The organism is Metabacillus sp. 22489, from assembly GCF_052044855.1.
In the GTDB taxonomy this organism is placed as follows: domain Bacteria; phylum Bacillota; class Bacilli; order Bacillales; family Bacillaceae; genus Metabacillus; species Metabacillus niabensis.
On record NZ_JBQENT010000020.1, the window covers coordinates 49,052 to 61,800 of the forward strand.

Below are 12,749 nucleotides of genomic sequence, written 5' to 3' on the forward strand. Positions count from 1 at the left end.
ATGTATGACAAACGAAAAAATTTGGACGAAGGATTTTATCATTATCGGTATTATCAACTTCCTATCAATTCTGATGTTTTATTTATTAATGGTTACAATTGCATCCTATGCGATGGATGAGTATCATGTTTCAACAAGTACTGCTGGGCTAGTTTCTAGCATTTTCATCGTTGGTTCACTTATTGGAAGACTTGGTGCAGGGCGTTTTATTGCACAGCTTGGTGCAACGAAAATACTATGGATAGGCTTATCTACTTTTTTAATTACCTCTTGTTTTTATTTTATTCAAATCGGTGTTGGCTTTTTATTAATTAATCGTTTATTACAAGGAATTGGTGTTGGGATCATTGGAACAGCAGCAGGTACGATTATTGCCCAAATTCTTCCTGCATCAAAAAAAGGTGAAGGAATTGGATATTTTAGTTTAAGTGTTATTTTAGCTACAGCTATTGGTCCGTTTATCGGTATTTACCTGATGAAGCTAAAGAATGGTTTTAATCTCATGTTTTCAATGAATATTATCCTATCTGCAATCATTCTTATCGGCTTCTTCTTTGTCAAATTAAAATTACCGGTTGTTGCAAAACAAACTTCAAAGGTAGAAGGAACATCTATCCTCTCAAAATTTATTGAGCCAAAGGCAGTTCCGATCTCGATCATCGCCCTAATTGTTGGCTTCACATATTCAGGTATTATGTCGTTCCTCTCATTTTATGCTGAGGAAATTGATTTAGTCGATGCAGCTAGCTATTTCTTCCTTGCCTATGCAATCATTATTATTATAAGCAGGCCTTATACTGGCAAAATTATGGATGCTAAAGGGGCGAATATTATTGTATATCCTTGTTTAGCCGTATTTACAGTTGGGATGCTGTTATTTAGTGAAGCAGCTTCTGGTTGGATGCTGCTTGTTTCAGCTGTTCTTATTGGATTTGGCTATGGGAATTTTAACTCTATTGCCCAAACAGTTGCGGTGAAAGTAACAGAGCCACATCGTTTCGGGCTCGCGACCTCAACATATTACATTTTATATGATTTAGGTCTCGGAGTTGGACCATTCATACTTGGATTTATTGCTCCAATTACAGGCTATAGAACCGTATTCCTATTAATGGTTCCGATTATTTTAATTTGTATACCGTTATATTACTTCCTATATGGAAGAAAAGAAAAAGCCCAGCTTTCATTGGCTGAGACAGAGTAAGCACATTAAAGAAGTTGTATTTCATATTAAAATGAAATACAGCTTTTTTATTAACTCAATGTGTATTATTCAATATTGAGTATGAGGCGATAAAATTTTCTATAAAGATTCCTTTTTCGTTCGATCAAATTTGAAAAAACAATAACTATCACCCTTTGACAATAATTTCGGCCGTGAAAAGCGAACACCGTGCTTATGTGGCAGTAATACATCACCCCATATATCATCAAGTGTACAAAACATTGGCATTACTTCCAGTGCATCATTTGCTCGGAAAAAATCAAAATAAAAGCACTTTTTCACATGTAAATGATAGGCTTGCTCATCATCTCTTACAATATCGTGTGTAAAATTTACATTTCCATAATGCTTCTTTTGTTTTTCCTTTGAAATTTTCACGATACGTTTAAAAGGATTTGGATCTATCAATAAATATAGCTTCATAAAAAATTGCTGCTTCTTTTTCGTTCTTTCAATAAGGATATAACGGAGAATTTCTTCCCAATTTTCAAATTGATATTTTTTTAATACCCTATATGTGGCAAGTATAAGAGAAGTATACATCAAGTTGAATTCAGTTGGTTTATCTGTAGCCAATCCCATATTTTCCTTCAAGACCATAATATATAGCTCTCTTATTTCATTTGCTTTTTCATAACCAAGCTTTTGTTTAACACCTTTGAAAAACCCTTTTTCTATCATACTTTTAATCATCCTATCTCCTCCTTAAAATTCAAAGTTATATATTCAACGTTGAGTATAAAATATCATGAAAGGAATTATTTGTAAAGATGTCATTTACTTAAATTTTATTTTGTTTTTTTGAACCATGGAAAAGAAAAACTAGGCATTTTTTAAGGAAAAACATTTCAATATAATGCAGGGTTTTCTCTATTGTGTCTTTTTGTATTTCACATAGTTCTAAAACGAGAGATAAACTATAAGAATTCCTGGAATTCTTGCCATTTTAGGAAGGAAAATGATAAATAAAAAGCTGCAAAAGCAGCTTTCTAACGTTCAATTCTTTATAAAAGGGCGACAAGTTAGAGGACTATTAAACATATTCTTGATTCAAATGAATATGTCTTCGAATACTTGCAGCAATTTCAGTAGGATTGTCGATTTGGATTATAATATAATTATATTTTTCATGTCCGTTGAGTTCTATTTTTAACAATGAATCAGTTCTTGCATAGGAAAGAAAATACCATTCATCTCGATATTTAAAGCTACCTTCGTATATATTTAGTGGTGCAAACGAAGTACCAGGCGCCCTAATCATCCATTGCGGAGCTTGAAACGAACCGACAAATACTTCTTCAATCATCTTATAGGGAATCAAGATTTTTCGTTTAAAGGCAAAAAATGAGGTTAAACCCGTTACCTTTAGAGTAAGGATATCTTTGCCAAAATGAAGTTCTTTCCCCATTATCTCACCTCCGAAACTATCTTACTGACCTTCATTATAACTAATTTTTCGAAATTATTGCAATTCTAGCTAGCGATTATTAATAACATTTTGTATTGAATTTATTAACTATGTTGCTCTATTTTTTTAATCACTTTAGCAGGATTTCCACCAACGACAACATTATCAGGAACATCCTTTGTTACTACAGAGCCAGAGGCAATGACTGAATTATTTCCAATTGTCACTCCTGGATTAATAATTGCTCTACCACCAATCCAAACATTGTCTCCGATCATTACTGGTTTTCCAAATTCAGCGCCAGATATTCTTTCTTTTGCATTAAGTGGATGTGTTGCGGTATAAATATGTACGCCAGGTGCTATGAAACAATTATCCCCAATTTTTATTTCACAAACATCTAAAAAGACACAGTCAAAATTAGCATAGAAATTCTCACCTACATGGATATTATAGCCATAGTCACACCGAAACGTTGGCTCAATATAAAGGTTTTCACCTGTTGTACCAAAAAGCTCCTTTAATATTTCCGTTCTATTCTCATTCTCTGTTTCGAATGTCTCATTATATAATCTTGTTAGTCTGCGCGCCTCAAAGCGGTCATTTCTTAACTCTTGATCAGCTGCATTATAAAGTTCCCCATTCACCATTTTTTCCTTTTCTGATCTCATCTTTTTCGACTCTCCTTTAACCCCAGAATTAATTATTATTTTAATCATAACATATACCACAAAATACAAATCCTCTATAAGACTTTACAAAATGGAAAATTCACATTAGTATAAATAGATTTAGTAATAGATTCCGCATAGTAAGACTTCATTAAAGTATTATTTTGAATCTAGTCTATTAAAACCTCTGATAGTTAACAGCTTTTTTCAATTTCAAAGCGAAAACAAAAGCTCTAACACCATAAAATGTTAAAGCTTTTGGAGAATCAATTGGACGATTGTAATCACTAATCTTCTCTTAAAATAGACACAGGACTAAATGCTTCAAAATGAATATTTTCATCAGCTATTCCTAATCGTTTTAACGCTTTACTTATCGTTTCCATAAATTGAAGTGAGCCACAGAAATAATATTGAGCTTCTTTGGAAGGGATAATTCTTTTTAGAAAATCAAAGTCTACATATCCCTCTTTATCATAATGGTTCTTATTTTTATCATCTTCAGTAGGTGTTGTGTAACAAACATATGAATGAACGTTTTGATGTTTGTCGGCAATTTGTTTTACATGGTCTTTGAATGTGTGAGACTGATGATTTCGTGTTGAATGGACAAAGATTACTTCACGCTTAGATTGCGTCTCAACAATTGTATTTAACATACTTAATAGTGGTGTAATTCCAATTCCTCCACTGATGAAGACAACTGGTTTGTCATCTTCCTCTAAAACAAAATCCCCTGCTGGTGCAGAAAATAACAGTGTATCTCCTATTTGTACTTGCTTATGTAAATAATTTGAAACAATACCTTCTGGAGACTCTTTAATCTCATCCTCACGTTTCACACTTATCCGGTAATAATCCTTACCAGGAGCTTCAGAAAGGCTATAATGGCGTATATGCGTATATTCTTGACCAGGTATTTCTGCTTTTAACGTTAGATATTGACCTGCTTTATACGTCGCAATTGCTTCCCCATCGTTTGGTCTTAAATAAAATGAAGTAACGTCATCACTTTCCGCTATTTTTTTATCAACGATAAACTTTTTAAATCCTTCCCATCCACCCGGTTGTGTTTTCGTTTCTTCGTATAGCTTTTTTTCTAAGTTAATAAAGGCATCAGCAATATAACCGTACGCTTCTCCCCATGCATCAATAATTTCATCTGTCGCTGCTTGACCTAACACATCCTTTACAGCTTGAAGAAGAGTTTCACCAACAATAGGATATTGTTCAGGCTTAATTCCAATTGCACGATGTTTTTGAGCAATTCTTTCAACGACTGGCTTTATTGCCTCGAGGTTTGTTATGTGTTCACCTGCAGCATAAACAGCATAACCAAGCGCTTCCTGTTGAAGGCCTCTTTTTTGGTTCGTTTGATTAAATACATTATGCAGTTCAGGAGCTTTTAAAAATAATAATTCATAAAATCTTTTCCCTATTGCTGTACTATGTTCTTTTAAAACAGGAGCCGTCGATTGAACTAGTTGAATTGTTTTTTCGTTTAGCATTTTTATCACTCCCATAGATAGTTTACATATTCATCTTATCCCTTTGCATTATTTTTAAGCGAAAGGCGCTATTCATTTTGGTTGTTTATTTCCTCTTGAGGCGTTCGCTTTTCACGGGTGGAGCCAATAGCAATACATATCCTGTAAGTTTCTGAAAAATGAAAAAAGCGTTTCTAAGTTGAAACGCTTTTCGTTCGAATTTTTTGTTTTACTTTTTCGCAATAATTAAGAATCGATTAGAATTTGTACATATCCCTCTACTTGTTGTATTGTTTGTCACAAACTCTTCGAATATTTTAAAATGGTGCTTTTCTTCCGCAAAATGAGGAATAATCGGCGTATGCTTTAGTAAAAATAGTAGATCCTCAGGTGATTGATAATATTCAGTTGCATTGTATTCATCCGATCGGATGATGGTAAAACCAGCGTGCTTTAATTCATTTATATATCTTGCTTGTAATCTACCATTTTCATCTTTATGTTGATGATGAAATGCTTGCTTAATATTTAACTTATCAGCTTCACTCACTTGTTGTGTAATAAAGTATCCGCCTTTTTTTAGTACTTTTGCTACCTCTTCTGGGTGAAATGGGGCGTGCCGACACGTAACTATATCAAAAAACTCGTGGGGAAACTGTAAAAATGAAGAAGACATTTGACAAAACCGGATATTTTTTAAATTTTCCTGCATACTATTTTTTTGTGCTGTTTTGATCATCTCACTTGATAGATCGATCCCAACAATAAACGCAAAAGTTTCTGCGAGCGCTACTAAATTTTCTCCACCACCTGAACCGATATCAAGTAGAAGATTAGATTGGTGTGCTCTTTTAAGAATTTCTTGTTGATAATCCCATTTTACCCCTTCTGTTAAAACCTTTATTTTACTAAAATCCCAGCCATTTATTTTACCAACTCTATCATAAAATTTTTCATAATCAAGATCATTCATTTTAATATCTCCTTTTCAAATTAAGACCTTTTCGAATTGTTCTTTTCTGTTCTTAAAAAAAGGCAGACTCCACCCTTGTTGGCTAGTACGCGTTTTTTCTAGCCCGAAATCTTATTACTTCGAACAGATAGAATAAACAATCCTTTCACCCCATTTGAAAAAGATATCTATATTTTACATTAATAGGATATATTAGTAAATCAATGAGGGGATAGGCTTTCAACATTAAGCCTATCTTTATCTTGTACATTTATTTTACTTAGCAGGATATTTTTCTTTTAAAAATGTTATCGATTGGTTTATTAACTCCTTCAATATCTTAACATCAATATCAGCAACTTTATTAATATAAACACAAGCTTTTCCAGATGTATGCTTTCCAAATTTTTTTAATAATTCCTCTCGTTTTGTATCCCCAGTAGCAAAATATAAGCTAATTTTTGCTTTTCGTGGTGAAAACCCTACTAAAGGTGCATCACCTTCATGCCCTGAATCGTATTTATAATGATATGCACCAAATCCAATTATACTTGGTCCCCACATTTTTGCTTGGTAGCCCGTTGTTTCAGTAAATAGATCTAATAGTTGATAAGCATCCTCTCGTTTTTTAGGATTTTCAACATTTTCAATAAATTCAATTACACTCGCATCATTTTCTTTCGTTTTCAACTCGTACATAGTTATACGCTCCTTTCTTTCGATAAAATTCAGGAAATAAATTGTTTAAAACTTCATTAGATTAGATTCAATAAATAGCTTATCCACTTTGATCCATGTTAAAAGCATTATCTTTATAGCTTTCTATTGCAAATGAATATTTGTACAGGTGAGGTGAGTCTAGTATGTATTGATGCTCTTAATGTTCAAGTTCAGGAATAAGTACCCAGTTACTGTTCCTCTTCTCGTTAAATAAGGTTCACTTTGTAGATGCCCTCTCCTTGTAATATCTATGAAAATCTTTAATCTTTGTGTTATTTCACTACTACATTTTAACTTTGCTACAAGCGCTAAACCTTTAATCTATCATTCACTATTATAAATAATATAATAAATAAGATATTACATGAATAATACTTAAGTAGAAAAATAATGTTCCTAATCCTATGATAAGTAAGAACAAAAATGCGTATGTTATGTAGTTTTTCAACGATGTATTTTTATATTGCTTGCTGTGATTAATGGCTTTTATTATGGTAAATAACACCCAAACCATTAAACAACCAATCCCGAAGTATAATAAGGTTAGAAGTATATCAATAATAATATATGTACTATCGACGATTGAGATACTCCATCCATAATATTCAAAAATGTCATACGCAAACGAATCGAAAATAGTTATTAAAACCATAAAGAAAATAACGATTGAGGAATAAACAAATTCCTTTCTTTTTAATTTTCGTTTATGTTGCTGATATCTTCTTTTCTGTTCTTCTGTTAATCCAAGTCTTCTACTTTTCTTTCTTTTTTTGTTTTTAGCCAAGTCTCTCACCCTTAAACAAAGAGGTATAGGTCATTCTATTGTTATTAATAGTCTCCAGATGTATTTACTGTTATTATACAGGACGATCCATTTGATACAATCAATTCCAAATAGTTAAAAGGAAGAAATAGAAAAGAACACATAGTATGTTCCTTCTATTACATTGATAATTGTCGATTGTTTTTTATTCTAATTAACCCAATAATAAGCCGACATAAATAGAACTTTACAGTTAAGCTTAAAAATGAATGATACCAATTCCACCCGTTATTCCAGGAAATTAAATTGGTCTTTTTAGCTGCAATTGTTTCTATTACGATTTGTGGGATAATAAAAGGAAAAGCTTTCACTAAAATTCCAAACAGATTGCTGTTAAGTGTCCATTGATTGTAATAAAGCTGCATTAATGGATAGTGGAATAAATCAAACGGGAGATGAATTGAGAACTTCTTTGGCAAAGGTCTAATTTTATATTTTAAAAATCCTCTAGTAACGAGGTAACGATCTGCAAGAGAATTCCCAATAATACTTACAAGATAAACAATAATCCAATCCTTCAAAGGTCGTTTAATAATTGCAAAAGGTAGTAAAATCAAAGAAACCAGCACGGAGAAAAGTAAAAATTTAACCTCTCGTTTTTTAGCCATGACAAACACCTCCTCTAACAGTGTTTGTATAAGTCTGGCTTTATATGTATGATTTGACTTATCTTTACATGACTAAACATCCTCACTATTCTCAGAATAACATTTATTATTAGCGTTAATACTTTTAGTAACAAATCTAAGGAGATTAATTATGAGTAAGGCTTTGGAGAATTTAGATTTAAATGCATCAGGTCTATGGTTTGCCATTCTTATTAGTTTTCTGTTATTATTAATCGCTGCATTTATTCCAAAAAAGTATATTTCATGGAGAGAAATTTATTTTACATTTGGAATTGTAGGACTTGCAACTTGGATTTGTGATGCCCTTATTGCAAGAGTATTTGATTTAATTGATTTAGGTGATGAAAAAATGGCCGGTTTAGGAGAAATCCTTAGCTATACCTTTATTCCTACTTCATTAGCCGTTATTTACATCAACTATTATACAAAAAAGAATAGATGGATTTTGTCGATCATTTTTACATTTATTTCAATATTGATTGATTTAGGGATGCAGTATTTTGGATATATGCAATACAATGGTTGGAATTTATTTTTTTCTATTTTGTTTATATTTATAGCCTATGCCTTTCTCATCCCACTACATATTAGGATTATAAGGGATAAATGACGAATGACAGTCCTTATCCCTTACACATTAAGTTTTCGCTTCTTTTATTCTATTAATAACTGTTTGATAAAATAACACATCATGAGGAACAAACATTTCCTTCCCAACAGTTATATCTATTGGTACTCTTTTTTCATGATGTTCTTGTTTAAATCCATGAATATAGATTGAGTCACTCTCTCCAAACCATAATTGTTCAAAATCATTCAAGGCAACTTTAACAACCCCTGAAACCTCTTCCTCCTGTAAATGGAAATCATCCAATGTGTGGTTTGAATGATATAAATAGACATGTGCAATTTCCTTATCAATAAAGTTTTCTTTCACTACACAATAATCAATAGTTCCTAAAGAAATTAGCTGTTCAATAGCAACATCAATTCCAATCTCTTCATTAATTTCTCTTATACCATCTTGTATCGTTTCGTTAGCTAATATATGTCCAGCAGCAGTAATATCCAAAAGATTGGGATAATCCTTTTTTCTATCACTTCTTAACTGTAGATATAGAAATAGTTCATCTTTTTCTTGCTTTAGAAACCAGCAATGAAAGGTTTCGTGCCAATACCCTTTTTCGTGGACCTCCTCACGGGTCGCAACACCTATTTGCTGTCTATCATCATTAAAAATCTTTAATAATTCATCTTCCATGCCTTTATCCTTTCCTTTAAATTCCTTTTTGATTGTTATTCTAACACAAAGAGACAAAAGTAGGGTGACTTAAAAGGGATTCTTAAAATTTACGTTTAGCACGATTTTCATGTTATTTACTTCCAAAGCATAAAATTCAAATAATAACCTTTCCTTTTTCAGGACAGGTGTATTCTTCTACGGATTATCCCCCTCGTTTGCAAACTAAGCAGCTTATATTATCCTCAACTTTTATCGATAAAGGTACCTTTGCGATTAATTCTCCTGTAGTTGGATTAATGACATCCGTTGTTCCACAATCTGTCAGTTCCACCCATTGGTCATAAAGAAAATTCTAATCGATGAATGTCTCACTTTTTCGAAACGTTATGACAAATCCATCCCACCAATAATAATCTTTTAATAGTTTTTACTATTGTCTGTTAATTGCATCATGGATTCAAAAAATACTTTGTCAAATGACAGAAATAATCGGAACGACATCACATTCATTAAGTAAAGTAAGCTCTTGTTATAACTGACATTAATCAACAAAATACTCAAGGTCTTTTTTACTATTTACAATTTGCCACATATGAAAATAGTAACGATTTTTATATATTCAGAAGATTATAATAGTTGTATAATGAAATTTAAATACAGTAGAAAAGGGGTTTCTTATGACGAAAACGATTGAAAAAGAATGGAATATTTCCATGCTCATGAATGAATTGAAAAAAGATAATAGCCAGTTAGAGCTTATTATGAAAAAAATCCAAGATATTTCCCGACAATCAAATATTTTAGCTCTAAATGCCGGTATTGAAGCTGCCAGAGCCGGGGAAGCAGGACGTGGTTTTTCAGTTGTAGCCACCGAAATTAAAAAGTTTTCTCAAGATAGCTTCAATACGAGTAAGGAAAGTGAAGCACTTATTCATAAAATACAGGATAAAGCGAATGAAATCATCGCAGCTAAGACAGTCGATATTGCTTTTGACACCATCGATAAAATTGACCGTAATCTCTTTGAGCGAAATTGTGATGTACAAGCATGGGCAACATTTGATGCTGTCAAGCATTCTTTAACAAATCCTAATTCGGATACAAAGAGAGCTGCAGAAAATTTATTAAAAAACATCTATAACATTTATGAGGTATATAATGATCTATTTGTAATCAATAAAAATGGCGAGGTTGTTGCTGCTGCGCAAAATCAAAGCCAAGTTGGAAAGAGTATGGCGGATCGAGAATGGTTTCAGGAAACAATTCGAACAAATTCAGTTTATGTGACGGACATGTACTATTCCTCTGTCGTTGATGGCTATACAATGAATTATTCTAGCCCAATCCATGATGATAATGGAGAGATTATCGGTGTATTTACTACAAGATTTAACTGGGAATACATTTATGACATTATCGATAAAGTGAAAATCGGTAAAGATAGTAAGATATACTTAATTAATTCTGACGGGTTTGTCATCGCTTCAAAAGAACGTAATGGAATATTAGAAACAAATTTATCCCATTTGCAAGCAGTTAAAAAAGTTTTAACGAAACAGTCTACACGTGGATTTGCAATTGAAAACAATTATATTTATGCCTATTGTTTAACAGAAGGATATAACGCATATAAAGGTAAGGGCTGGAGTGTAATCGTTGCCGAATCCATCGTTTAGAAAATGTTCATGATGGGATGAAAGGAAAGTGAGGCAAGTATACACGTTTCCTCACTACTCCTTGTCATCACCCCATTAAGAAATTTTATTTCTTCAGAACTGTTTTTAAAAGGAGATTCACTCCCTTTTCACAGTCCACACATAATGAAAGCTCATCCTCACAGTGTCTTTTCCCTTTTATTCTTTAATAAGAGCATCACACTATTAAATAGATTGTTAGAAGTTGAGTTCATGTCCTGCACCGCTATCCAGTCTTTATAAGGATATCCAAGCGAAGTTACAGTAGATCCCAGTCGAATATAAAACTCATCATTAACGTATCCTGGACTATCAATTTTTCTATGGCACTTTTACATTCTAATCATTACAGTCAGTTTTATAAAAATTCAATCCGTATAAAAGGCTTGGATCATATTGCATGCTTGTAAACATTCGGATCATTTTTATCACTTTAAATACAGTCAACACATCCTCGTGGAACTCCTTACTTTCGCAATTCGTTCATAGAGTGTTACGCATATTTACGCAAGTAACATATTTTAAATGGAATTAAAGGATTAATGTATAAAATTGTCGAATTACAATGGATAACGCTTTATATATGGAGGGAAATAGGATGGATCATTATTCTCGTTTAAATAAAACAGAATTACAAGAGGAATTAAGCAAGTTAGAAACAAAGTATAATGAATACAAGGCGAATAACTTATCCCTTGATATGTCTCGTGGGAAGCCTGGTCCTGAGCAACTTGAGTTATCACAAGGCTTACTTGATGCATTAAAAGCAGATGATTTAACGGTTAAAGAAAATATAGATGTTCGTAACTATGGTAATTTAGATGGACTCATTGAAGCAAAGGAACTATTTGGAGAAATGCTAGAAGTTCAGCCAAACCAGCTAATCATCGGTGGTAATTCAAGTCTAAGTATGATGTACGATACAATATCCCGAGCATTACTTTTTGGAGTTGTCGATAGCAATACCCCTTGGAGAAACGAAGAAAAAATCAAATTTTTATGTCCTAGTCCTGGTTATGACCGTCATTTCGCAATATGTGAAGCTTTAAATATCGAAATGATAACCATTAACATGCTAGATGATGGTCCTGATATGGATGAAGTGGAAAAACTAGTTAGTCAGGATGCATCGATAAAAGGCATATGGTGTGTACCTAAATATAGTAATCCAGAAGGTGTCTCATACAGCGATGAAGTTGTCGACAGGTTAGCAAAAATGGATACAAAGGCTGACGATTTTAAAATATTTTGGGACGACGCATACACGATTCATCATTTAACAGATGAGCCAGTTGGTGTAAAAAATATTTTACATGCATGCAGAACTGCAGGTCATCCAAATCGTGTCTTTATTTTCGCCTCCACCTCAAAGGTTACGTTTCCAGGATCAGGTGTTGCAGTGATGGCAGCAAGTGAAGAAAATATTCAGTTTATTAAAAAACAATTAGGAATTCAAACAATAGGGCCGGATAAGCTAAATCAGCTTCGACACGTACGCTTTTTCAAAAATCTCGAAAATATGAAGCTTCATATGAAAAAGCATGCAGAGCTTATTAAGCCAAAATTTGATATTGTATTAAATGAATTAGAATCTCAATTAGGAAGTCTTTCGATCGCATCATGGAAAAAACCAAAAGGTGGCTATTTTATTAGCTTGGATACCATAGATGGCTGTGCAACAGAAGTTGTAAAGCTTGCTAGAGATGCCGGTGTTACGTTAACAAATGCAGGAGCAACATTTCCATATGGAAAAGACCCTCGAGATCGAAATATTAGAATCGCACCTACTTATCCAACTATAGAAGAGCTTAAAACAGCAATCGAAGTTCTATGCTTATGTATTAAATTGGTTTCGATAAAGCAACTGCTAAATCAACAATAAATAGCTTTGAAGGCC

General features: G+C 32.8%; 13 protein-coding genes. 4 read left to right on the forward strand and 9 right to left on the reverse strand.

Annotation, left to right across the window (positions count from 1 at the left end; translation table 11 throughout):
• Nucleotides 1-4 precede the first annotated feature (4 nt).
• Complete coding sequence (locus tag ACTJJ9_RS13280) at nucleotides 5-1,204, forward strand: MFS transporter (protein ID WP_095300251.1); 1,200 nt, start codon at nucleotides 5-7, stop codon at nucleotides 1,202-1,204.
• 99 nt (nucleotides 1,205-1,303) lie between these two features.
• On the opposite strand, the gene ACTJJ9_RS13285 is transcribed toward ACTJJ9_RS13280, so the two are convergent.
• The 8 genes from ACTJJ9_RS13285 to ACTJJ9_RS13320 all read right to left on the reverse strand — a co-directional run bounded on the left by ACTJJ9_RS13285 (nucleotide 1,304) and on the right by ACTJJ9_RS13320 (nucleotide 7,894).
• Complete coding sequence (locus ACTJJ9_RS13285) at nucleotides 1,304-1,918, reverse strand: L-2-amino-thiazoline-4-carboxylic acid hydrolase (protein WP_095300252.1); 615 nt, start codon at nucleotides 1,916-1,918, stop codon at nucleotides 1,304-1,306.
• 340 nt (nucleotides 1,919-2,258) lie between these two features.
• Complete coding sequence (locus ACTJJ9_RS13290) at nucleotides 2,259-2,633, reverse strand: hypothetical protein (RefSeq protein ID WP_095300253.1); 375 nt, start codon at nucleotides 2,631-2,633, stop codon at nucleotides 2,259-2,261.
• Nucleotides 2,634-2,737: 104 nt separating this feature from the next.
• On the reverse strand, nucleotides 2,738-3,304 hold the full coding sequence (locus ACTJJ9_RS13295; RefSeq protein ID WP_095300254.1) for a maltose acetyltransferase domain-containing protein: 567 nt from the start codon (nucleotides 3,302-3,304) through the stop codon (nucleotides 2,738-2,740).
• Between the two features lie 287 nt (nucleotides 3,305-3,591).
• On the reverse strand, nucleotides 3,592-4,812 hold the full coding sequence (hmpA, locus tag ACTJJ9_RS13300; RefSeq protein WP_095300255.1) for an NO-inducible flavohemoprotein: 1,221 nt from the start codon (nucleotides 4,810-4,812) through the stop codon (nucleotides 3,592-3,594).
• A gap of 208 nt (nucleotides 4,813-5,020) precedes the next feature.
• Entirely contained in the window at nucleotides 5,021-5,764 is a 744-nt protein-coding gene (locus ACTJJ9_RS13305; RefSeq protein WP_095300256.1) for a class I SAM-dependent methyltransferase, read from the reverse strand.
• A gap of 255 nt (nucleotides 5,765-6,019) precedes the next feature.
• A complete protein-coding gene (locus ACTJJ9_RS13310) occupies nucleotides 6,020-6,442 on the reverse strand; it encodes a DUF1801 domain-containing protein (RefSeq protein WP_095300257.1) in 423 nt (140 codons plus the stop codon).
• Between the two features lie 355 nt (nucleotides 6,443-6,797).
• Entirely contained in the window at nucleotides 6,798-7,247 is a 450-nt protein-coding gene (locus ACTJJ9_RS13315; protein ID WP_095300258.1) for a hypothetical protein, read from the reverse strand.
• 158 nt (nucleotides 7,248-7,405) lie between these two features.
• On the reverse strand, nucleotides 7,406-7,894 hold the full coding sequence (locus ACTJJ9_RS13320) for a CBO0543 family protein (protein ID WP_145581574.1): 489 nt from the start codon (nucleotides 7,892-7,894) through the stop codon (nucleotides 7,406-7,408).
• A 151-nt stretch (nucleotides 7,895-8,045) separates the two neighbouring features.
• Between ACTJJ9_RS13320 and ACTJJ9_RS13325 the strand changes: the two genes are divergently transcribed.
• Nucleotides 8,046-8,525 (forward strand): hypothetical protein, encoded by a 480-nt coding sequence (locus ACTJJ9_RS13325; RefSeq protein WP_145581575.1) that lies wholly within the window; start codon nucleotides 8,046-8,048, stop codon nucleotides 8,523-8,525.
• Between the two features lie 27 nt (nucleotides 8,526-8,552).
• Here the strand turns inward: ACTJJ9_RS13325 and ACTJJ9_RS13330 are convergent, their stop codons facing one another.
• On the reverse strand, nucleotides 8,553-9,176 hold the full coding sequence (locus tag ACTJJ9_RS13330) for an NUDIX domain-containing protein (RefSeq protein WP_145581576.1): 624 nt from the start codon (nucleotides 9,174-9,176) through the stop codon (nucleotides 8,553-8,555).
• A gap of 659 nt (nucleotides 9,177-9,835) precedes the next feature.
• On the opposite strand from ACTJJ9_RS13330, the gene ACTJJ9_RS13335 reads away from it, so the two are divergent.
• Both ACTJJ9_RS13335 and ACTJJ9_RS13340 read left to right on the forward strand, forming a co-directional pair.
• Nucleotides 9,836-10,834 carry a methyl-accepting chemotaxis protein gene (locus tag ACTJJ9_RS13335; RefSeq protein ID WP_095300262.1) on the forward strand — a complete coding sequence of 333 codons (999 nt, stop codon included), beginning with the start codon at nucleotides 9,836-9,838 and terminating at the stop codon, nucleotides 10,832-10,834.
• 616 nt (nucleotides 10,835-11,450) lie between these two features.
• The gene (locus ACTJJ9_RS13340) at nucleotides 11,451-12,734 is read left to right on the forward strand and encodes an aminotransferase class I/II-fold pyridoxal phosphate-dependent enzyme (RefSeq protein ID WP_145581577.1); all 1,284 of its coding nucleotides are present in this window, start codon (nucleotides 11,451-11,453) and stop codon (nucleotides 12,732-12,734) included.
• Nucleotides 12,735-12,749 lie beyond the last annotated feature (15 nt).

Bases quoted from the DNA above. Each gene is read 5' to 3' on its own strand.
- ACTJJ9_RS13290 (WP_095300253.1), bottom strand. From the start codon at position 2,633: ATGGGGAAAGAACTTCATTTTGGCAAAGATATCCTTACTCTAAAGGTA.
- ACTJJ9_RS13280 (WP_095300251.1), top strand. From the start codon at position 5: ATGACAAACGAAAAAATTTGGACGAAGGATTTTATCATTATCGGTATT.
- ACTJJ9_RS13305 (WP_095300256.1), bottom strand. From the start codon at position 5,764: ATGAATGATCTTGATTATGAAAAATTTTATGATAGAGTTGGTAAAATA.
- ACTJJ9_RS13340 (WP_145581577.1), top strand. From the start codon at position 11,451: ATGGATCATTATTCTCGTTTAAATAAAACAGAATTACAAGAGGAATTA.
- ACTJJ9_RS13325 (WP_145581575.1), top strand. From the start codon at position 8,046: ATGAGTAAGGCTTTGGAGAATTTAGATTTAAATGCATCAGGTCTATGG.
- ACTJJ9_RS13320 (WP_145581574.1), bottom strand. From the start codon at position 7,894: ATGGCTAAAAAACGAGAGGTTAAATTTTTACTTTTCTCCGTGCTGGTT.
- ACTJJ9_RS13285 (WP_095300252.1), bottom strand. From the start codon at position 1,918: ATGATTAAAAGTATGATAGAAAAAGGGTTTTTCAAAGGTGTTAAACAA.
- ACTJJ9_RS13295 (WP_095300254.1), bottom strand. From the start codon at position 3,304: ATGAGATCAGAAAAGGAAAAAATGGTGAATGGGGAACTTTATAATGCA.
- hmpA (WP_095300255.1), bottom strand. From the start codon at position 4,812: ATGCTAAACGAAAAAACAATTCAACTAGTTCAATCGACGGCTCCTGTT.
- ACTJJ9_RS13310 (WP_095300257.1), bottom strand. From the start codon at position 6,442: ATGTACGAGTTGAAAACGAAAGAAAATGATGCGAGTGTAATTGAATTT.
- ACTJJ9_RS13330 (WP_145581576.1), bottom strand. From the start codon at position 9,176: ATGGAAGATGAATTATTAAAGATTTTTAATGATGATAGACAGCAAATA.
- ACTJJ9_RS13335 (WP_095300262.1), top strand. From the start codon at position 9,836: ATGACGAAAACGATTGAAAAAGAATGGAATATTTCCATGCTCATGAAT.